The sequence below is a fragment of the Actinomyces israelii genome (genome assembly GCF_030253495.1).
Taxonomy (GTDB): domain Bacteria; phylum Actinomycetota; class Actinomycetes; order Actinomycetales; family Actinomycetaceae; genus Actinomyces; species Actinomyces israelii.
In genome coordinates, this window is record NZ_CP124548.1 from 3,430,078 (window position 1) to 3,449,555 (window position 19,478).

Consider the following 19,478-nt stretch of genomic DNA (forward strand, 5'->3'; position numbering starts at 1 on the left):
GGCACCCTGGTGCCCGAACGGGACCTGATCTTACGCCCGACCGGGCATGAGGGGAAGGGGCGGTGTGCAGGAGGCCGCGTCAGACCCGCAGCAGCGGCAGGTAGGCGGACAGGTCGCAACGCTCCCCGGAGGCGTGCAGGGCCCCCTCGGCCACCGCCTGGTCCCAGGCGAGCCCGCCGGTGGCCAGGGCCAGCCAGGTGCCGGCGTCCGTCTCGACGACGGATGGCGGCGTGCCGCGGCGGTGGACCGTCCCGGCGACCGCCTGCGTCACTCCGTAGGGCGGGACACGCACCTCGACGGCGCGGCCGGGCGCGCAGGCCGCCAGCTCCTCGAGCGTGAAGCGGACGGCGGTGGCCAGGGTGCGCCGGTCGGGTGCGGCGGTCTCGTCAGCGACTCGACCGGTGGCGGGTCCGTCAGCGGCGGCCTGGCCCGCGGCGCCGGCGGCGCCTCGGACACTGGCGGCGGCCCACCGGCGAACCGCCCGGGCGCCTGCGGCGGGATCGATCCGACGTCGAGCTGGCATAGCCCCAGGCTACGCCCCGCCGCCCCTTTCGCCGAGATCGGTTACCTGCGCCGCGTCAGTCGTAGGCTGGAGGATCGTCCGGCGTGCGCGCCTCGGCGGCGCCATCGGCGACGTCGTCGGGCTCATCGAGGTCCTCCTCGGCGCGCCCGCTGCGGATCAGGAAGATCGTTCCGGCAAGGACCAGCCCGAGGGCGAAGACCCCGATCCCGATGGAGGCGCCGGTGCGCGCCAGGTCGCTGCCGCGGTCCGACCGCCTGACCGGCCGCGGGGCGACAATGATCTCCTCGGCGCGCGCAGTAGTGGCGGGCTCGCGGCTCACGCCTTTGCCCGCGCCCCCGGAGGCGGCGCTGACGGAGGCGCCGTCGTCGATGGCCTCGGCGTCGGCGCTGGGCGTGGCGCCGTCGGCGGCGCCGCGCGACTCTGAGCCGGTGGCGGCGTCGCGCTGATCGGGCGGCGCCGTCGCCTCGGCGGAGACCTCGGAGACGATCTTCCCGACGCCGTAGGCGTCCGCGGCGCAGTCGGAGGCCCTCAGGTCCTTGACCGCGGCACCGGCCACGGAGACCTCACGGGTGGCGGTGCTGTAGACCAGCGAGACCTCGGCGAGGCCGCGGCCGTCGTGGTCGGCCTGGAGGACGGCGATGTCCCGGCCGTCGGTCGACGTCACGGTGGCGGGCCCGCCCTCCCCCGGGCGAGTGACGTGGCTGCGGCCGCCCAGGACGACGTCGACGCTGCCGGTGAGCCGGGCGGCCAGCTCGGCGGCGTCGGCGTGGGCGAGCACGACGACGACGTCGGCGGCACCGGTGCGCTTGAGCTCGGCGGCCCTGGCGTTGGCGGCCTCGGCCGCGGGGGCGACCGGGGATGGCGACTCGTCGGTCGCGACGCCGATGAGGCCGACCTTGACGCCACCGACGTCCCTGATGAGCGCGCCGCCGTCGCCCTCGGCGTCCAGGGCCGGGTCGGCGAGGTTGGCCGCCAGGTACGGGAAGGCGGCCGCGGGCAGGATCCGGCCGGTCAGGTCGTCCATTCCCCTGCCGAGCTCGTGGCCGCCCAGGGCGGAGGCGTCCACGCCCATCGCGTTGAGGACGTCCAGCGCGAGCCGGTCCTCCAGCGGCGCCGGGGAGGCGGTCGAGCCGCCGACGTTGTCGCCGGAGGAGACGAGCAGGGCGTCCGGGCTCGACTCGCGGGCCCGGGCGACCTCGCACGCCAGGGTGACGGCGCCGGGGCCGGTCACCGCCCCGGTCGCGGGGTCGGCGGTTCTCTCAATGCGCCCGTCCAGGTCGGTGATGCCGAGCACGGTGATGGTGGTCGTGGCGGCCGCGGTCTGCTCGGCCGCGGCCGCGGGAGGGAGAACCGTTGGGGCGAATGCGCCCAAGGCCAGCGCCGCGAGTGCAGCAGCCGCCTTCGCACAGGGATTCGGTCGCATGGCGATCCTGGTTGGGAGGAGGTGGGAGTGGGTTGGAACAAGGGTAATCTGCGACGGCGGCCGCGTCCTCCTGCGCGACGCAATCGTCTCCGACCCGAGACCGCTCCGAGACCCCGCCGCGACGACGGCGCCCGGCCGCCCCCTCTCAGGGCCGGTCGGGCGCCGTCGTCGCGGCGGGCGCGGGCTCAGACGATGCCGTGGGCCATCATGACGTCGGCGACCCGGGTGAAGCCGGCGGCGTTGGCGCCGAGCACGTAGTCGCCGGGGCGGCCGTACTCCTCGGCCGCGGCCACGCAGGAGTCGTGGATGTCGGTCATAATGCCGTCGAGCTTGGCCTCGGCGGTGGCGAAGTCCCAGCGGGTGCGGCCGGCGTTCTGCTCCATCTCCAGGGCGGAGGTGGCCACGCCGCCGGCGTTGGAGGCCTTGCCGGGCGCGTAGAGGATGCCGGCGGACTGGAAGGCCTCGACGGCCTCGGGGGTGGAGGGCATGTTGGCGCCCTCGGCCACGACGGTGCAGCCGCCCTTGAGCAGGGTGGCGGCGGCGTCGCCGTCGAGCTCGTTCTGGGTGGCGCAGGGCAGGGCCACATCGACGGGCACGTCCCACACCCGGCCCTCGGTGACCAGGCGGGCGCCGGGACGGCGCTCGACGTAGTCCTTGACGCGGCCGCGCTCGACCTCCTTGACCTGCTTGAGCAGGTCGAGGTCGACGCCGGCCTCATCGACGACGTACCCGGAGGAGTCGGAGAAGGTGATGGGGGTGGCGCCGAGCTTCTGGGCCTTCTCGATCGCGTAGATGGCCACGTTCCCGGCGCCGGAGACCGCGACCTTCTTGCCCTCCAGGGTCTCGCCCCTGGTGGCCAGCATGGACTGGGCGAACAGGACGGTGCCGTAGCCGGTGGCCTCGGTGCGCACCAGGGAGCCGCCCCAGGCCAGGCCCTTGCCGGTGAGCACGCCGGCGTCGTAGGCGTTGCGCAGGCGCTTGTACTGGCCGAACAGGTAGCCGATCTCGCGCCCGCCCACGCCGATGTCGCCGGCGGGGACGTCGGTGGACGGGCCGATGTGGCGGGAGAGCTCGGTCATGAAGGACTGGCAGAAGCGCATGACCTCGGCGTCGGAGCGGCCGTGGGGGTCGAAGTCGGAGCCGCCCTTGCCGCCGCCGATGCCCTGGGCGGTCAGGGCGTTCTTGAAGATCTGCTCGAAACCGAGGAACTTGATAATGCCGACGTTGACGCTCGGGTGGAAGCGAAGGCCGCCCTTGTAGGGGCCCAGGGCCGAGTTGAACTCGACGCGGAAGCCGCGGTTGACGTGGACCGCTCCGGCGTCGTCGACCCACGGCACGCGGAAGATGACCTGGCGCTCGGGCTCGACGACGCGCTCCAGGAGCGCGTTATCGGCGTAGTGGGGGTGCTTGGCGATGACGGGCTCCAGGGACTCCAGAACCTCACGGACCGCCTGGTGGAACTCGGCTTCGCCGCGGTTGCGATCGACGACCTGCTCGTAGACCTTCTCGACAACTCCCTGCATGGGGACTCCTTCACTATTGTGCGAGGACTGCGGGAGGCGCACGACCGGATTGCGGGGCGCGTCGCCCTCGTCGAGGCACAACCCTGGCACCGCGCCGGAAACTGAGATGAAACATCTCACCCTCCGACAGCTTCCGGCCGTCACATCCGCGCCGAGATCGGTTCGTCCCGGCCCGTATGCTCCTCACCGTGACCGACACCCAGCGCACCCGCTACACCCACGGGCACTCCCCCGCCGTCCTGGCCAGCCACGCCCACCGCACCGCCGCCGACTCCGCCGCCTACCTCCTGCCCCGCCTGCGGCCGGGTCTCGACCTGCTCGACGTCGGCTGCGGACCCGCGACCATCACCGCCGACCTCGCCGAGGCGGTGGCCCCCGGGCGCGTCATCGCGCTCGACGGCGCACCGGCGGCGCTTCAGGCGGCGCGGGCGACCCTTAAGGCCCGGGGTCTGGCGGACTGCGTCGAGCTGGTCGACGGCGACGCGTGCGCCCTGCCCTTCGCGGACGCCTCCTTCGACGTCGTCCACGCCCACCAGGTGCTCCAGCACGTGGCCGACCCGGTGTCCGCCCTGAGGGAGATGCGCCGGGTGACGCGCCCGGGCGGGATCGTGGCGGCGCGCGACTCCGTGTACTCGGCCAAGGCCTGGTACCCGCAGCCGCCCGCCCTGGAGCGCTGGCGCCGGGTCTACATGGCCACGGCGCGGGCCAACGGCGGGGAGCCCGACGCCGGCAGCCGCCTGCTGTCCTGGTTCCGCGCCGCGGGACTCGGCGAGGTGGAGCCCTCGGCGTCGACCTGGTGCTACGCGACGCCTGAGCTGCGGGCCTGGTGGGGCGGGACCTGGGCGGAGCGCTGCCGCTCCTCCTTCGGCCCGCGGGCGGTCGAGCTGGGGCTGGCCGACCCCGATGAGCTGGAGGAGATGGCGCGCGCGTGGCACGAGTGGGCCGAGGCGGACGACGGCTGGTTCGTCGTCGTCCACGGCGAGGCCCTCGCCCACCGGTAGCGGGCCGGGGCGGGGCCGCCCGCCCCGCCACGAGGGCCGGCCCGGCGCTGGCTCACAGGGCGGCGTAGGCGGCGTCGTCAACCGGCTCGAGCCACTCGTTGGAGGGGTTCTCGCCCGGGACCGCGAGCGCGATGTGGGCGAACCAGGAGTCGGCCTTGGCGCCGTGCCAGTGCTTGACGCCGGCGCGCGTGAACACGACGTCTCCGGGCGTCAGCGAGACGGCGTCCTTGCCCTCCTCCTGGTACCAGCCGGAGCCGGCCGTGCAGATGAGGACCTGGCCGCCGCCGCTGGTGGCGTGGTGGATGTGCCAGCTGTTGCGGCAGCCCGGCTCGAAGGTGACGTTGTGCACCCCGACGGCGCACTCGGGGTCCGTCACCAGGTTCCGCAGGAAGCTCTGCCCGGTGAAGTACTGGGCGTAGGCGGTGTTGGGCTCGCCCTTGCCGAAGATGTTCTCGGTCGCGAAGGCGGTCTCGTCGGTCGTGGAGGTCATGGCTGCTCCTTCAAAGCGATACGTACCGCCAGGCTAGGGGCGACGCCGCGGCGAAACCAGGCCCCTCCAGGCCTCCCCTCGCCCCCGGTGCCGACCCGGACTCACATCCAGTCCGATCTCACACGGACGCCCCAGACGCGAGGCCCCCTCACCCCTGGTGCCGCAGACGGCGCCAGATCCTGCGCGCCGCCTCCGCGCCGGCCCGTGACGCGCCGAGGGTCGAGGCGCTGGGACCGTACCCGACCAGCAGCACGCGCGGGTCCTTGGCCACTCCGGTGCGCCCCTCCATGCGGATGCCCGACTCGTAGCGGTGACCGTCGTCGCCGCCGTCGTCCGGGGCCTCACCCATCCGATCGCGCAGGCGCAGCGGCGACAGGTGCGTCAGCGCCGCCCTGAACCCCGTGTTCCAGAAGATGGTGTCGGCCTCGACCCAGGTGGGCTTCGGGTAGGGGTCCCACGAGTCCGGCACCGCCAGCCCCCCGCCCGTGGTCGCGGTGGGGTCCAACCCGTCGGGCTGGGCGCCGGTGGCCGCCGGGGAGAAGCGAACCGCGCGCTCGCCTATGAGGTTGATCATCCCCCTGGAGACGAGCAGCCCCCGGTCGACGCCATCGATGTACTCCGCCAGGACGGAGGCGCCCACCGGCCGCACGACGCCGGCCGGGACCGGACCCGCGACAAGCGCGCCGGCCGCCCGCTCCACGGCAGCTCCCCAGAGGTCGCCCAGACCGGCGGCGAAGTTCGGCGGGCGCCGCGTGGCCCAGGTCACCGAGGCGGCGTAGGGGGCGATCTCCAGGATCATCTGCACGGCGGTGAGCCCGCCGCCGACGACGACGACGCGCCGCCCGGCCAGCTCCTCGGCCCGGCGGTAGGTGGCGGTGTGGAGCTGCTCGCCGGCGAACCCGTCCTTGCCCGGCACGTGCGGGATGTAGGGGTGGCTCCAGGTGCCGGCCGCGGAGACGACCATGCGCGCCAGCCAGGTGCGCCGTCCTCCCCTGGTGTCCGCCTCGACCTCCAGGAGGGTGTCGCGGCGCACGGGGTCCGGCCTGCGGCTCATGCGCGTCGGGATGCTGCCGGACGCGGAGCCGCCGGCCGCGTGGGCGCCCCCCGTGGACAGCAGCCGTGCGGGCACCTGCGTGGAGCGCACCGAGGTCACACGCACCGGGCGCAGGACCCGAAGACCCCGCGCCTCCTCGTAGCGGCGGTAGTACCGGGGCAGGACGATGTTGCTGGGGGCCGCCTCGTCCAGGTCGCCGGCGGGGAACCGGGGCAGGTCCGCGATCCGGCGCCCCCCGCCGATCGTCAGGGAGTCCCAGCGGTGACGCCAGGCGCCCCCGGGGCCCTCCTCGGCGTCGAGCACGACGAGCTCGCGCCCCGGTCGCAGGCCGCGGCGCGCGAGCTCGCCCGCGGTGGCCAGCCCGGCCTGCCCGGCCCCGATGACGACGACGTCGGCAACGGCGGCATCGACTGCGTCAGGGGCATGCGGGTCTGGGTCCGTGGCGTTCACATCACCATCATGCGTCATCGGCTGCGGCTCGTCCGCATCGGGGCGGGTGCGCCCGGCGGCCCGGCAGGCGGGCTCGCCCGCATTCAGCCGCCGCCCCGCCCGCCGGCGCACCGGCGCGGGACGGCCCGACTCGCCGAGAGCACCCCCGATCTGGCAGTCTGCCGCCTGTGCTCTCCTCTCCGTGCGTCGTCGCAGTGCGCGCCCTGACCGCGCGCTCTGTGCTCGACCAGCGGCTCATCCGCCGTCACCGCATTGACGCGGCGCGCATCCGCGAGCTGGCGGGAGTGGCCCGCTGCGGGGACCTGGGGGTCAGGCGGGTGCTGGAGCTGCCGGCACTCGCCGATCTCGCCACGACGACGGCGCCCCAGCTGCGTCTGCCCGACGGCGCCGGGTGGCGGCTCGGCCAGGCGCTCGGGCACGCCCTCGAGCAGGGGGTGCGGCTGTGGCTGTGCGAGGTGGTGGCCGAGGCGGTTCCGCTGATCACCCGCACGATCGGCGACGGGCTCGTCCACGTCGTCTCGCTGCCCGGGCCCATCGCCGAGGGCGCCGAGCCCGACGACGCCGGAGCGCCCCCCGCCGTCAACCCCGATCCGGTGCTCGCCGCCGTGCCCGCCCCACCAGCACCCGGCGCCGTGCCCGCCCCACCAGCACCCGGCGCCGTACCCGCCCCACCAGCACCCGGCGCCGTACCCGCCCCAGCCGAGACCGTTGTCATTGCCGTGAGCCCGCTCGCGCTTCTCCTGGCCCTGACCGACGACGGCGACGACTCGCGCCGCTACCTGCGCACCGTGCTCGCGGGCGTGGACACCCTGCGCTGCTCGTCCCGGGCGATCGGGGCGCTGCGACGCAGCGGCGTGGAGGTGGTCCCGCGCTCGCGAACCCTGCGAATGCTGTGGAACCCGGTGGCGCTGGCCTACCTCGTGGTGTTCATCTACTCCTCCCTGCGAGCCGTCCCGGTGGCCTTCGTCCCGGGCTTCCACGGCCGGGTGTGGGTGCTGTGGACGATCGACGTCCTCACCGCCATCCCCTACACGTGGGGCCTTGTCGAGATGGTGACGGGACGCAGGATCCGCTACCGGCTCCTCGGCCTGATGACCACGCTCGTCACCTTCCTGGCCCCCTACGTGTACTTCTGGACCAAGGGGCGCAACTACCCGCCGGAGGTGATTGCGATCGTCGTGGCGATGATCGTGGGCAGCGCCGGGCTCGAGGCGCTGCGGTGGTGGCGCGAGCGGCTGATCGTCCGGGGCCTGGCCCGGCCCGGCGAGGACCGAGACCTCAGTCCTGCGAGGGCCGGGGATCCTCGCCCCGGACGGAGCGCAGCACGCCGACGCCGAGCAGCCAGGCGCCGCTCGCGACCGACAGGACCACCGCCACCAGCGGACGCCCCCGATGCGCCTCCACAAGCGGGTGCACCGGGTGCACGGCGAGGAGCCAGGCGGTGGCTGCGATCCATACGCCCACCGCGGCGATGTTGAGCGCGCGGAAGCGCCTGACGCGAACCGGGTGGACGTAGTGGGTCGGCACGAGAGTGAGGACGGTCAGGACGAGCGTCGCCGCCACGTTGAGCCAGTCCGGGGTGTGGAGCACCCACAGCATGACGGCGACGATGTTCCAGGCCGCGGGGAAGCCGACGAAGTAGTTGTCGTTCGACTTCTCGCCCTCGTTGGCGTAGCAGAACATCGAGGAGACCAGGATCACAATGAGCAGGACGCCGGCGATCGGCTTCGGCCCCATCGGGATCCTGAGGTACATGAAGACCGCCGGGATGAAGGTCCAGGTCAGGTAGTCGATGACGATGTCGACCACGCTGCCGTCGAACCACGGGATGACCTCCTTGACCCGGGCTCGGCGGGCGAAGGTGCCGTCGATGCCGTCCACGACGAGGGCGATGGCCAGCCACACCCACATCCAGCCGATCTCGTCATGAATGATGGAGAGCACCGCCAGGGACGCGAAGACCAGCCCCGACATGGTGAAGGCGTGCACTCCCCAGGCGAAGAGGCGCGACATATGAGTGCCCGCGGGGCCGGGCGAGCCGACGGAGACGGATGCGGCAGCAGGTGTGGGAGGCACGATGAACCTTCTCAAGATGCTAGGGGATTGCCGTAGGTTACGGGGTCTCCGATGCCGACACGTCCCCGGCGAGGGGAGCCGTACCCGGAGCCGGTCCGCAAGGATGCGGTTCCGCACTCTAAGCATATTCACAGCCTTCTCGTGAGGCCTTGAGTCCTACAGCCCCCGCCCCGCCAGCCACCCGCCCCCTTCGCCGAGATCGGTCGACTTCCGCGCCGAGAGCGCCCGCAGACTCGCGGCCCTCGGCGGCACGGACGCCCGCGCCCGGGCGGCGCCGCGTCACCGGGGCGGGCAGCCGTGATCCTCGTCGACACCAATGTCTGGTCGGCCGTGGATGCCCACCTGCTGGCGTCGGTCTTGGCGGAGGCCGGCTCCCTGGTGTGGACGCGAGATGAACGGCTCATGGCGGCGGCTCGCGAGCTCGACGTACTGTTCGCCGAGTGACCGGCGCTGGGCGCGCAGAGCACGACTCCACCCGGCGTCGGCAACCGGCTGCGCAGCGGACCGATCTCGACGCGGAACCGAACCGATCTCGGCCTCTCAGGGGGCCTGGTTGTCCTCGGTGGGCCAGCCGTTCTGCGTGCAGCCGCCCTCGCGGGTGCGGCTCTGCTGCGCCATGGTGGGCGACTTGAGGCCGGCTCCGGCGCAGAACTCGTGCTCGTGCCCGAGGAAGTGCCCGACCTCGTGGTTGATCACGTAGACGTGGTAGGAGTCGATGTCGGAGAAGGTGGGGGTGCCGTAGGTCCAGCGGTCGGAGTTGAGGACGACGTTGTCGCCGTTGCGGCAGTTCCACATGCCCTTGGTCTCCAGCGGGGCGCATATCGAGTCCACCGTCGGCGGCGTCGCGATGGACAGGACGAAGTCCGCCGCCTCCGGGTCGCTGATCTGCTCGAAGGAGACATCCTCAAGGGTGCGCCAGCCCCGGTCGTCGTTGAGGACGCTCTGGACCGTGGCGGCGGCCGCCGCCGGGTCGACGCCGGCGCCGCCCTCGACCCGCAGCGCGTAGTGGTAGACCGTGTCGGCGCCCGGCTGGGACGGGGGCACCGGGGCGGCGACGGTCCAGGTGCCGTCGCCGACGACGTCGCTGTGGGTGAAGCCCTTGTCGTCCACGCGCGGCGAGGGGCTCGCCGTCGGCTCGGAGCTGGAGCTGGGGGCGGCCTCAGCGGCGGGCGCCTCAGCGGGCTCCTGCGCCGCGTCCGAGGCCGTGGGCACCGCGGTGGCGCCGATGCCGTGGCCGGTCCACACGCGCACACCCACACCGACAAGTGCGATGACGGCGACGAGGATCAGGAGAGCGCGGACGAGCTTCCACGGCCGGGTCAGCACGAGGCGGCCGGCACGACGGCGCCGCGCGCCCCCGTCCGCTGCGTGGTCGGAGGCGACGCGAGTCTCGGAGCCCGCGCGGCCGCGGCCGGTTGAGGCCGACGACGGACGGGCGGGCCGCCGAGGAGGACGTGAGAGCGACGGGGACATGACTGCATAGTAGGCACAGTCATTCCGAGAAGGCCGGTGAGATCAGGACCACCGCCCCGCCCGGCATGCACCCGGCGCCGCCTCAGGCGTGCCAGGGGTCGAGCAGGGCGACGCCGGTGGAGGCGAAGTCGTTCACGTTGCGGGTCACGAGAGTCATGCCGTGGACGAGGGCGGTCGCGGCGATGTACATGTCGCGCTCGGGACGGGGGTAGGGCACCTGGAGGGCGGCCGCCTGACGCGCGACGTCGGCGTCGAGCAGCAGGAGCCGGTCGCCGAAGGCCTGCAGGAACTGGTCGTCGATCCAGCGGCGGAGCCGCCTGCCGCCCGCGTCGTCACGGCGTGCGAGCCTGCGCACGCCGACCTCCAGCTCGTAGAGGGTGACCATGCTGACGTAGAGGCTGGTCGCGTTCTGCGTCGAGACCCACTGCACGACCTCGGGCGAGACTCTCCCCTCGGGCTTGCGCAGCTCGCTAATGACATTGGTGTCGAGGAGGAACATCAGAGCTCCGGAATCTTGGCGCCGAAGAAGCCGGGCCTGAAGTCGGCGTTGACATAGCTGACGTAGTCTTCCTCGCTCATGCTGAGCTGCTTGACGAGCTCCTCGCCGCTCGGCTCCTCGTCCGGCTGCCCGGTGAGCCGCCGGTAGTCGTCGATCTCGAGCAGCACGTACGCGGGACGCCCGCGGTCGGTGACGATGACCGGGCCGTCAGCCGCCGCGCGCTTGGCGGCGCTCACGTCCCGGTTGAACTCACGTGCGGTGAACGTTGCTGTTGCCTCCGCTGTCATTCAGGCCACCTCCGGAGTAGGTACGTGTAACGACGTAAGGATGTACCTCCGGAAGGGCCGCGTCAACCTCTCATGCGATCGGTCGCTCGGCCGCCTCGTCGCCGCACCCGGAGACGGGCGCCATTGCGCCGTTTGGCGGGCCTCCCGGACGGTCGTCGGCCAGCGGCGGCCTCGCGGCACCGGTCGACGACGGCGGCGGCGGCGCAGCCCGTAGAAGCCGACAACAACGCTTACTACGCTCCTTTGTCCCTTACTACGCTCCTTCCCCTCGTACAGTAAGGCACAAAGGAGCGTAGTAAGCGCCACCGGCCCGCACCTCCGCGACAGGGCCCAGCAGTCTGGCGGCAACTTCGCCGAGAGCCGCGCAGCTCCGCATGAGAGCATCAGCACGGTTGCGATCCTGCTCGACCTCAGCCCGTCCCGAGGACCCGACGATATCGATGATCCGCACGGCGGCGTCGCGCATCTTACGAACGTAGAGGTACTCAGGCCGCCTCACAGAGCGCCTTCGCTCCACCACGGCCCGGTCGCGGATCACGGGGTGGAGCGAGCACCGCGAAACCAGGTCGACCGGCCTGTGGAAGACCTCTTCCAGAGACTCGGCAAGATCGCTGACGGGCCACCCCGCCGCCGTCTGCCAACGGGTCATCAACCAGTCCGCTCAGAGCGCTGCGCCCTCGGGTCCGGCGATCGGCCCACCCTCTCGGGCGGAGCGTTGACGGCTCCGGGCCGTGGATCCTGGCGGCGCCGCCGCGCCCGGCGCCAGGCAACAATAATGACGAGCGCGTCGAGGGCCAGGAGGCTGAGCAGCGAAGCCTGCGCGGCGAAATAGAACGGCACGAAGTTCGGCAGCAGCTGCTGCGGATCGAAGCCGTGCTCCTCAGCGCGATTCCCAGTGATCGTATTCGCACTGGCCCACAGCCCGTAGAAGCAGATGACGCTCACATTGAGCACCACCAGGACGGCAACAACCGCCCTGCGCAGTGCGATGTCCTGCTGTTGTTCCCTCATTAGTTGCACCCACCCTGAGTGTACCCACAGGTCAGAGGTGCGCAGCACCTCTCAGACGGCGAGACAGTGGTATTGACAACTACCGATATCGGACCTGATTCTCGGATATTCATCGGAATTCCTCCCATAGCCGAGTGAACGAAAAGCGTTGATACGGGACAAGACTCACCGCCCCGGAGGCCTGCCGCCGCCGATCAACGGCGGCTGCCGTGGCCGGCCCCGCCGCCGACAATGCAGAACCGATGCAGCCGGTGCAGGGCGAGGCGCGTCGTGCCCCGCCCTGCACCGACCGCGTGCATGCGGTTCTCACTGCGTTGATGGCGGCGCGGGCGGCTGACTCGACTACTCAGACTGCTGTGCCGGCGCCGCCGCCTGCGGTCAACCCTCCCGGACCATCTGCTTGGGCGGAGCGTTGACGGCTCCGGGTCGTGGATCCTGGCGGCGTCGCCGCGCCCGGCGCCAGACGATAACAATGACGAGCGCATCGAAGGCCAGGAGGCTGAGCAGCGAAGCCTGCGCGGCAAACCAGAACAACATATCGTGAGGCAGCAGCTGCTGCGGATCGAAGCCGTGCTCCTCAGCCCGGTTGACGGCAATCGTGTCCGCCGCCTGCCACAGCCCGTAGAAGCAGATGACGCTCACATTGAGCACCACCAGGACGGCAACAACCGCCCTGCGCAGTGCGATGTCCTGCTGTTGTTCCCTCACTAGTTGCACCCACTCTGGATGAATCCATCATACCCCTTATCGGGGAGTCCGCTGTCCAGGTTCCAACTCTCTTTAAAAGGCCGCCGAAGCCTCACCCAGTCCCAGTGGCAGTAGAACTGGTTGCGCATGGAACTGGTATCAGGATCAGGATGGCCCTCCCGTTCCGTCTTGTCAAGAGTCTCCTGCCAGGCGGCGGCCCCGTACAGAGACGATGCGGGAGAGCCGGGGACTATTCCGACCACCCTCCCCCACCAGGTCGGGTAGACCATGAGGGTGGGGCTCCACTCCCACAGGTCATCCGCCCACTCGGTGTGATCAATGAGGGTTCCCCACCACGGGTCCGCCACGACGGGGAAGGCCGTAGTCTCGTCGAACGCGATGTGCTGAGTCAGAGTGTTGCCGTCCACGCTGTAGGTAGTGTCCACGGGATTGCCGTTGGCGTCCTTGGCCCAAGGGGGCGCCGCGCCTCCTTCCCAATTCCCATCCGCGCTGAGCAGGGAGACCATGCCGTTGTCTTCCAGCTGGAGGTGAGAGCCCTCACTGCCGGTGATTGTGTAAGTGTAGTCGCTGGGCGCCTGTGCAGAGGTGATTGTTGTAGCGATCTGCAGCGAGCCATCACTCTTGGGAAGCGCCGTGGTGGTGCTGTCGTTGTTGTTGTCGTAGGTGACGCCGCCAAGATCGGAGGGCTGCGCTTCGTCCGCCGCATCCGCGTAGGGCAGGCCGATCGCAGTTCCGGGGGCGGTCGGGTCCTTGCCGTCCAGCACGATTCCCGATGAGGGCTGCTGCGGAAGAGTGGTTGTTGTGGTGTCCGCCTGCGCGGTGAAACTGTCCTGGTCCTGCCCTGCGGTGAGGTTCTCCTGCATGAGGGTCCCTCCCGCAGCGACCAGCGCGTCATCCGAATCCTTCGCCTGAGCGGCACCGGCCGGCGCGACAACTGCGGACAGTGAGAAGATGGTAGCGATGGCTACCAGGATCGGGCCTGTTCTTCGAGTCTTCATCAGGTGCTCCTTCCGTTACCGAGTGCACGTGATGGGGTCTGAATCATTCCAATTGGTCGTGGCCTGGATCTTGAGCATCACCTTGATGCTTCCTGGATGAATCTCCTCCTTCGATTGATGCCTATCACGTTATCGCAGAGTGATATCAGACACAAGGGGCGTTCGCCCCTGCACCGCCCCGTACGGTCACGATCACAGCAGCGGCTGCACCGAGGCCCACCACAAGCAGGCGCAGCGGGAGCAGCCAGTCGACGTCGAGCCCCATCAGGCCACGAGGCAGCGGACAGGCGCCGGCACCCAGGTGCCGCATCTCGACCGGGCGCACGCTGATCCAAGCGGGAGCATGGGAGTGGTAGCCCGCGGCGAAGTCTGGTGGACCGACTTCGAGTGAGCCGATCAGCTCAGAACCCGGCTGTCTGCGCCCCGACCTACGACTGCGCCCAGGAACAAGCACACTCAGCCGGCTGAGGACACGGCTGTCCAGGCGCCGCGTATCACACCGCCGGAACGGTCCCGCCGTCCCAGCCCGGCCCGGCTCCGAGCAGGAACTCCCACTCGCGCACGATCACTCCCCCGGAGAACTCGAAGACGTCCAGGGAGCGGCGCCCCTCGGAGTCGACGAGCAGGGTGGCGACCACCCGGCCGTCCGCGGACTCAATGAGCTGGTGCACGCGGAAGCGCACGTCGGACCCGGCGTAGGACGCCCTCATGGCGCGCACGTAGTCCTCGCGCCCGGTGATCGTGCGCCCGCCGACCGTCCACTCCACGTCCGGGTGGAGGAGGCCCGCGTAGGCCTCCCAGTCCCTGCGGTTCTCGGCCTCGAAGAACGCCTCCAGCGCCTGGCGCGGCCGCACAGGGGCAGGGCTGCGGGTCTCCCGGCTGGGGCCCGCCCCGACGGCCCCGGCGCCGCTCACCCGAACAGCCCGGGCAGGGTCGCGCCCACCCGCTCGCCCAGCTCGGCCAGGTCCAGGACGAGCGGCCGGCCGCCCCCACCGTCGGAGAGCACGTCCCCGCCGGAGACGACCAGCATGTCGCCGCCGGTGGTGCCCAGCCGCGCCCAGGCGACGTCCTCGGCCTCGGCCGCGGCGGCCACGGCGGCCACCGCCCACTCGGGCACGGCCACGACGGCCCGCGCCCCGGACTCGGACAGCAGGGCCGTGAAGTCGTCGACGCCGTCGCGCCCCTGAAGCTGGACCAGGTCGATGCTGGCGCCCACCCCGTGTCGCAGGACGGCGTCCACGAGAGTCTGGACGAGCCCGCCGGCGGAGCAGTCGTGGGCGGCGCGCACGAGCCGCTCGCCTCCCGGCCCGTCGGCCTCGCTCAGGGCGAGCAGCACCCGGCCCAGCGCCATCTCGGCCTGAAGGTCCACGCGCGGCGGCAGGCCGCCGAGGTGGCCGTGGACCGCACGCGCCCAGGCCGAGCCGTCCAGCTCGTCGCGCGTGACCCCCAGGGCGATGACCGCCAGGCCCTCCTCGAACCAGCCCGACGGGTTGGCGCGGCGCACGTCGTCCATGACGCCGAGGACCCCGACCACAGGCGTGGGGTTGATGGAGGAGTCGGGCCGCCCCTTGGCCGCCCCGTGGGAGTTGTACAGGGAGACGTTGCCGCCGGTGACGGGCACGCCCATGGCCTTGCAGGCGTCGGCCAGGCCGGTGATGATCTCGACGAGCTGCCACATGGCGTCGGGGTCCTCCGGGGAGCCGACGTTGAGGCAGTCGGTCACCGCCAGGGGGCGGGCGCCAACGGTGCACACGTTGCGGTAGGACTCGGCCAGCGCCTGGGCGGCCCCGGTGGCGGGGTCGAGCTTGGTGAAGCGGCCGTTGGCGTCGGTGGAGACGGCCACCCCGCGGCAGGTCTCCTCGTCCACGCGGACGACGCCGGCGTCGTCGGGCTGGGCCAGGGCGGTGCCCCCGCGCACGAAGCGGTCGTACTGGCTGGTGACCCAGGCGGCGGGCGCCTGGTTGGGGTCGGCGACGACGGCGAGGACCTGCTCGGCCAGGTCGGCCGCGGTGGCGGGCCGCTCCAGGCGCGCCGAGGAGTCGGCGTTGAGAGCGTCCTGCCAGGCTGGGCGGGCGTAAGGGCGCTCGTAGGCGGGGCCCTCGTGGGCCACGGTGCGCGGGTCCACGTCCACGATCCGCTCCCCGAAGTGGTCGATGGTCAGCCTTCCTGAGGCGTTGACCTCCCCGATGACGGCGGCCTCGACGTCCCACTTGTCGATCACCGCCATGAACTCCCCCAGCCTGTCGGGGGCGACGACGGCCATCATGCGCTCCTGGGACTCGCTCATGAGGATCTCCCCGGCACTCAGGCTGGGGTCGCGCAGGAGGACCTTCTCCAGGTCCACGTGCATGCCGCCGTCGCCGTTGGAAGCCAGCTCGCTCGTGGCGCAGGAGATGCCGGCGGCCCCCAGGTCCTGGATGCCCAGGACGAGCCCGGCGGCGAAGAGCTCCAGGCAGCACTCGATGAGGACCTTCTCCATGAAGGGGTCGCCCACCTGGACGGATGGCCGCTTGGCCGGCACGCCGTCCTCGAAGGACTCGGATGCCAGGATGGAGGCGCCGCCGATGCCGTCCCCGCCGGTGCGCGCCCCGAAGAGCACTACCTTGTTGCCGGCGCCGGAGGCGCTGGCCAGGTGGATGTCGCCGTGGCGCAGCACGCCCACGCACAGGGCGTTGACCAGGGGGTTGTCCTGGTAGGAGGGGTCGAACTCGGTCTCACCGCCGATGTTCGGCAGGCCCAGGCAGTTGCCGTAGCCGCCCACGCCGGCCACGACGCCGTGGACGACGCGGGCGGTGTCGGGGTGATCGGGGGCGCCGAAGCGCAGCTGGTCCATGACGGCCACGGGCCGCGCCCCCATGGAGATAATGTCGCGCACGATCCCGCCCACCCCGGTGGCGGCCCCCTGGTAGGGCTCGACATAGCTGGGGTGGTTGTGGGACTCGACCTTGTAGGTGACGGCCCAGCCGTCCCCGATGTCGACGACGCCGGCGTTCTGCCCCATGCCGACCAGCAGGTGGGCGCGCATCTCGGGCGTGGTCTTGGCGCCGAGCTGCCTCAGGTGGATCTTGGAGGACTTGTAGGAGCAGTGCTCGGACCACATGACCGAGTACATGGCGAGCTCGGCGGCCGTGGGACGACGCCCCAGCAGGCCCTTGATGGAGGCGTACTCCTCGTCCTTGAGGCCGAGCTCGCGGTGGGGCATCTCCCGCTCGGGCGTGGCGGTCGCGTCGGCGACGGTGTCCGGGTGCTCGACGGGCCGGGGCCCGACGGCGCTGCCGGCGCTGCCGGCGCCGCAGGCGGGGCGCGCGGGATTCGTGGACGCGGTGGGCTCGACGGCCATGGATGCTCCTGAACGAGGGCGGAGTGGGACCATGCGCGACAATACCCGGGTTGCCGGTACGAGTCCGCACCGCCGGCCCGACGCGCGCTGCGCCCCGCGGGCACGGCGGGCGGCGGGCCTCGGTGGGGTCCGCGGACCTGCTGGTGCGCTGCGCCCCGCGGGCGCGGCGGGCGGACCGCGCAGCCCGCCGCGCGCAGACGACGACGGCGCTCGCCCCGCGGGGAGAGTCCGCAGGGCGAGCGCCGCCCGTTGCCGAGTGCCGCGCCCGGGCGCCGGTTCCGCAAGGCTCAGCGCGCCAGGGCGGGGAGGGCCGACAGCGATTTACTGGAGCGAGCCGTCCTTGGAGACGAGGATCATAATGAACTCCACGAACGCCCAGATGCTGTTCCCGATAAGGATCAGGTAGCCAAGAACGCCAGCGGTGCCGACACCGGCGCTGGCAGAGTCGGGCACGTTGCCATGGGCGTCCACGCTGCCGACGAGCGTAGCAATGGCAATGATGAACAGGATGATACCGAGCGCCACAAGCCCGAGGTGGCCGAAGCCGCGGCCCTTCTGCCCGCGGTAGAAGTTGTGAATGCCGAGTCCGCCGAGGAAGAAGGCCAGCAGCGCGGCGGTCGTCTTGGACTTGGGGGCGACGCCGGTGCCGTATCCGGGCTGGCCGTAGCCGGCGGGGTACCCGGGCTGGGCCGCAGGGTATGCGGGCTGCTGGCCGGCGGGGTACCCGGGCTGCTGACCGGCGTCGGGGTATTCGGGCTGACCGTAAGGGGATGGGGTGCTCATAGGTCCTCCAGTGATTGCGGGCCTCGGAACAGGCCCTGATTCGTCATCGCATCATGACTCGTCGGCGGCCGCAACGCAAACGGGCACAACTGCCCATCGCCGCGAAGGAGCTCGAGCGTACTCTGCCGTACGACACACCACGCCCGAAAGTGCCTCGCATCACACGCATGTGGTGCAGGATCGGCTCATGAGAAGTATCGACGTCGCTCCCCTTCCCATCCTGGAGCTCGAAAGCCACTTGGACGAGGTCGCCGACCACCGCCTGAAGGGCGGTATCGCCGCCGCCCGCACCCTGCTCGAAGGACGCACCGTGTGGACCGTGACCCCGTCGGCCGCGGCGGGCTCCGGCCCCGCGGAGACCGTCGCCCCCCTGGTGGGCTACGCCCGCGGCCTCGGCGTCGAGGCGCGCTGGCTGGTACTCGATGCGCCCGCGGACTTCGCGCGTGTGGCGTCGCGCCTCCATGCGGGCATCCACGGCGACCGGGGCGACGGCGGCAAGCTCGGCGAGAAGCAGCGCGACCTGTATGAGCACGTTCTGTCCTCGAACGCCGAGAACGTCGTCGACGACGTCCGCGAGGGCGACGTCGTCATCCTCCACGACCCGCCCACCGCCGGCCTGGCGCGCGCCTTCAGGCGGGCCGGCGCCGCCGTCATCTGGCGCTGCCACCTGGGCGGGGGCCGAGCCGGGGAGGCGGCCGAGCGCGCCTGGGCCTTCCTCGACCGGTACCTGGAGGACGTCGATCTCGTCGTCGTCTCCCGGGAGGAGTACCGTCCGCCCTTCATCGAGCCGGAGCGCTGCGCCGTCGTCAAGCCGTCGATCAACCCCGACTCCCCCAAGAACCGCGTCCTCGACCTGGACGAGTCCTGGTCGGTGGCCCGCCTGGCGGGGATCTTCAACGGCGAGCCGCCCTTCGAGGCGATCCCCTTCGTGCATGAGGACGGCCGCCCCGACGCCATCCGGCAGATGCCCTCCCTGGCGGGCGCGGGGCTGCCGGTGCCGACGGGGGTGCGCACAATCGTGCAGGTCGGCCGCTGGGACCGTCTCAAGGGCGCCAAGGAGCTCATCGGGGCCTTCGCCTCGAGCCTCGGGGCCCTTCCCGAGGACGCGCACCTGCTCATCGTCGGCCCGGACCCGGACCCGGACCGCGACGTGACCTCCGCCGCTGTCCTCGGCGAGGCGCTCGACCGGTGGGACCTCCTGCCGGAGTCCGTGGCGCGGCGGGTGCACATCGCGGCTGTGCCCATGCACGACCGGGAGGTCAACGCGACGGTGGTCAATGCCGTCCAGCGCGTCGCCGACGTCGTCACCCAGCGCTCGCTCGTGGAGGCCTTCGGGCTGCCCGTGGCGGAGGCCATGTGGAAGAAGGCGGCTGTGGTGGCCTCCGCGGTCGGCGGTATCCAGGACCAGATCGCCGACGGCGTTGACGGCGTCCTGGTCGATCCGGACGACGCCGGCGCGTGGGCCGAGGCCGCCGCCGACCTGCTGCGCTTCCCGGAACGGGCTCGGGAGATGGGGCTGGCGGCGCACGAGTCCGTCCGACGCGAGTTCCTTCCCGACCGGCACCTGTGCGAGATCGCAGGGGCCATCGACCGGGCGCTGGAGCTCCACAAGGACTAGGGCAGACCGGGACGGACCAGGGCCCGGATTCCGGGGCGCCTGGACGTCCCGCACAGGCGCAGCAGCGCCTGTGCGCCCCGGAATCAACCAGTGCGCAGACGACGACGCCGGACGGCCCGGCCCGGGCCGCAACCGCCTGTTATCCACAGGTCGAGTCCACAGGCATGTGCACAAGGTGGTCGAACGTCGTCGTGACGCGACTAACGCTGTGGGTACCCGAC

General features: G+C 71.8%; 18 protein-coding genes. 3 read left to right on the plus strand and 15 right to left on the minus strand.

The window, feature by feature from the left end:
- Positions 1-79: 79 nt before the first annotated feature.
- From AIF0345_RS14225 to gdhA, 3 genes are all read right to left on the minus strand, one after another.
- A complete protein-coding gene (locus AIF0345_RS14225; RefSeq protein WP_043559886.1) occupies positions 80-523 on the minus strand; it encodes a sterol carrier family protein in 444 nt (147 codons plus the stop codon).
- A 55-nt stretch (positions 524-578) separates the two neighbouring features.
- Entirely contained in the window at positions 579-1,946 is a 1,368-nt protein-coding gene (locus AIF0345_RS14230; RefSeq protein WP_285296509.1) for a bifunctional UDP-sugar hydrolase/5'-nucleotidase, read from the minus strand.
- 185 nt (positions 1,947-2,131) lie between these two features.
- Positions 2,132-3,469: an NADP-specific glutamate dehydrogenase gene (gene gdhA / locus AIF0345_RS14235; RefSeq protein WP_285296510.1), complete on the minus strand. Its 1,338-nt coding sequence runs from the start codon at positions 3,467-3,469 to the stop codon at positions 2,132-2,134.
- Between the two features lie 176 nt (positions 3,470-3,645).
- Here gdhA and AIF0345_RS14240 point away from each other — a divergent pair, with 176 nt between their 5' ends.
- The gene (locus tag AIF0345_RS14240; protein ID WP_404975943.1) at positions 3,646-4,470 is read left to right on the plus strand and encodes a class I SAM-dependent methyltransferase; all 825 of its coding nucleotides are present in this window, start codon (positions 3,646-3,648) and stop codon (positions 4,468-4,470) included.
- Between the two features lie 52 nt (positions 4,471-4,522).
- On the opposite strand, the gene AIF0345_RS14245 is transcribed toward AIF0345_RS14240, so the two are convergent.
- The 3 genes from AIF0345_RS14245 to AIF0345_RS14255 form a co-directional block, all read right to left on the minus strand.
- Positions 4,523-4,960 carry a cupin domain-containing protein gene (locus AIF0345_RS14245; protein WP_043559892.1) on the minus strand — a complete coding sequence of 146 codons (438 nt, stop codon included), beginning with the start codon at positions 4,958-4,960 and terminating at the stop codon, positions 4,523-4,525.
- Positions 4,961-5,108: 148 nt separating this feature from the next.
- Complete coding sequence (locus AIF0345_RS14250; protein WP_285296512.1) at positions 5,109-6,464, minus strand: NAD(P)-binding domain-containing protein; 1,356 nt, start codon at positions 6,462-6,464, stop codon at positions 5,109-5,111.
- 1,278 nt (positions 6,465-7,742) lie between these two features.
- The gene (locus AIF0345_RS14255) at positions 7,743-8,477 is read right to left on the minus strand and encodes a CDP-alcohol phosphatidyltransferase family protein (protein WP_285297951.1); all 735 of its coding nucleotides are present in this window, start codon (positions 8,475-8,477) and stop codon (positions 7,743-7,745) included.
- Positions 8,478-8,837: 360 nt separating this feature from the next.
- Between AIF0345_RS14255 and AIF0345_RS14260 the strand changes: the two genes are divergently transcribed.
- A complete protein-coding gene (locus AIF0345_RS14260; protein ID WP_156966588.1) occupies positions 8,838-8,984 on the plus strand; it encodes a hypothetical protein in 147 nt (48 codons plus the stop codon).
- Between the two features lie 96 nt (positions 8,985-9,080).
- On the opposite strand, the gene AIF0345_RS14265 is transcribed toward AIF0345_RS14260, so the two are convergent.
- The 9 genes from AIF0345_RS14265 to AIF0345_RS14305 all read right to left on the minus strand — a co-directional run bounded on the left by AIF0345_RS14265 (position 9,081) and on the right by AIF0345_RS14305 (position 17,639).
- Positions 9,081-10,013 (minus strand): DUF3152 domain-containing protein, encoded by a 933-nt coding sequence (locus AIF0345_RS14265; RefSeq protein WP_285296513.1) that lies wholly within the window; start codon positions 10,011-10,013, stop codon positions 9,081-9,083.
- Positions 10,014-10,095: 82 nt separating this feature from the next.
- A complete protein-coding gene (locus tag AIF0345_RS14270) occupies positions 10,096-10,512 on the minus strand; it encodes a type II toxin-antitoxin system VapC family toxin (RefSeq protein WP_043559897.1) in 417 nt (138 codons plus the stop codon).
- Entirely contained in the window at positions 10,512-10,799 is a 288-nt protein-coding gene (locus AIF0345_RS14275; RefSeq protein WP_043559899.1) for a type II toxin-antitoxin system prevent-host-death family antitoxin, read from the minus strand. Before AIF0345_RS14275 ends, AIF0345_RS14270 begins: the two co-directional genes overlap by 1 nt.
- 648 nt (positions 10,800-11,447) lie before the next feature.
- Complete coding sequence (locus AIF0345_RS14280) at positions 11,448-11,810, minus strand: hypothetical protein (RefSeq protein WP_285296514.1); 363 nt, start codon at positions 11,808-11,810, stop codon at positions 11,448-11,450.
- Positions 11,811-12,188: 378 nt separating this feature from the next.
- Entirely contained in the window at positions 12,189-12,518 is a 330-nt protein-coding gene (locus AIF0345_RS14285) for a hypothetical protein (protein WP_285296515.1), read from the minus strand.
- Positions 12,518-13,516, minus strand: coding sequence for a DUF2599 domain-containing protein (locus AIF0345_RS14290; RefSeq protein ID WP_285296516.1), 999 nt, complete (start codon positions 13,514-13,516; stop codon positions 12,518-12,520). The genes AIF0345_RS14285 and AIF0345_RS14290 overlap by 1 nt, the downstream gene beginning before the upstream one ends.
- Positions 13,517-14,010: 494 nt before the next feature.
- The gene (locus AIF0345_RS14295; RefSeq protein WP_285296517.1) at positions 14,011-14,430 is read right to left on the minus strand and encodes a nuclear transport factor 2 family protein; all 420 of its coding nucleotides are present in this window, start codon (positions 14,428-14,430) and stop codon (positions 14,011-14,013) included.
- Complete coding sequence (gene purL / locus AIF0345_RS14300; protein ID WP_268917088.1) at positions 14,427-16,856, minus strand: phosphoribosylformylglycinamidine synthase subunit PurL; 2,430 nt, start codon at positions 16,854-16,856, stop codon at positions 14,427-14,429. Before purL ends, AIF0345_RS14295 begins: the two co-directional genes overlap by 4 nt.
- Before the next feature lie 321 nt (positions 16,857-17,177).
- Entirely contained in the window at positions 17,178-17,639 is a 462-nt protein-coding gene (locus AIF0345_RS14305) for a TM2 domain-containing protein (protein ID WP_043559906.1), read from the minus strand.
- 187 nt (positions 17,640-17,826) lie between these two features.
- Between AIF0345_RS14305 and AIF0345_RS14310 the strand changes: the two genes are divergently transcribed.
- Positions 17,827-19,257: a glycosyltransferase gene (locus tag AIF0345_RS14310; protein ID WP_285296518.1), complete on the plus strand. Its 1,431-nt coding sequence runs from the start codon at positions 17,827-17,829 to the stop codon at positions 19,255-19,257.
- Positions 19,258-19,478: the final 221 nt, after the last annotated feature.

Excerpts from the sequence above, each read along its gene's own strand:
- AIF0345_RS14225 (WP_043559886.1), bottom strand. The coding sequence starts at position 523 with ATGCCAGCTCGACGTCGGATCGATCCCGCCGCAGGCGCCCGGGCGGTT.
- AIF0345_RS14230 (WP_285296509.1), bottom strand. The coding sequence starts at position 1,946 with ATGCGACCGAATCCCTGTGCGAAGGCGGCTGCTGCACTCGCGGCGCTG.
- gdhA (WP_285296510.1), bottom strand. The coding sequence starts at position 3,469 with ATGCAGGGAGTTGTCGAGAAGGTCTACGAGCAGGTCGTCGATCGCAAC.
- AIF0345_RS14240 (WP_404975943.1), top strand. The coding sequence starts at position 3,646 with ATGCTCCTCACCGTGACCGACACCCAGCGCACCCGCTACACCCACGGG.
- AIF0345_RS14245 (WP_043559892.1), bottom strand. The coding sequence starts at position 4,960 with ATGACCTCCACGACCGACGAGACCGCCTTCGCGACCGAGAACATCTTC.
- AIF0345_RS14255 (WP_285297951.1), bottom strand. The coding sequence starts at position 8,477 with ATGTCGCGCCTCTTCGCCTGGGGAGTGCACGCCTTCACCATGTCGGGG.
- AIF0345_RS14265 (WP_285296513.1), bottom strand. The coding sequence starts at position 10,013 with ATGTCCCCGTCGCTCTCACGTCCTCCTCGGCGGCCCGCCCGTCCGTCG.
- AIF0345_RS14270 (WP_043559897.1), bottom strand. The coding sequence starts at position 10,512 with ATGTTCCTCCTCGACACCAATGTCATTAGCGAGCTGCGCAAGCCCGAG.
- AIF0345_RS14275 (WP_043559899.1), bottom strand. The coding sequence starts at position 10,799 with ATGACAGCGGAGGCAACAGCAACGTTCACCGCACGTGAGTTCAACCGG.
- AIF0345_RS14280 (WP_285296514.1), bottom strand. The coding sequence starts at position 11,810 with ATGAGGGAACAACAGCAGGACATCGCACTGCGCAGGGCGGTTGTTGCC.
- AIF0345_RS14290 (WP_285296516.1), bottom strand. The coding sequence starts at position 13,516 with ATGAAGACTCGAAGAACAGGCCCGATCCTGGTAGCCATCGCTACCATC.
- purL (WP_268917088.1), bottom strand. The coding sequence starts at position 16,856 with ATGGCCGTCGAGCCCACCGCGTCCACGAATCCCGCGCGCCCCGCCTGC.
- AIF0345_RS14305 (WP_043559906.1), bottom strand. The coding sequence starts at position 17,639 with ATGAGCACCCCATCCCCTTACGGTCAGCCCGAATACCCCGACGCCGGT.
- AIF0345_RS14310 (WP_285296518.1), top strand. The coding sequence starts at position 17,827 with ATGAGAAGTATCGACGTCGCTCCCCTTCCCATCCTGGAGCTCGAAAGC.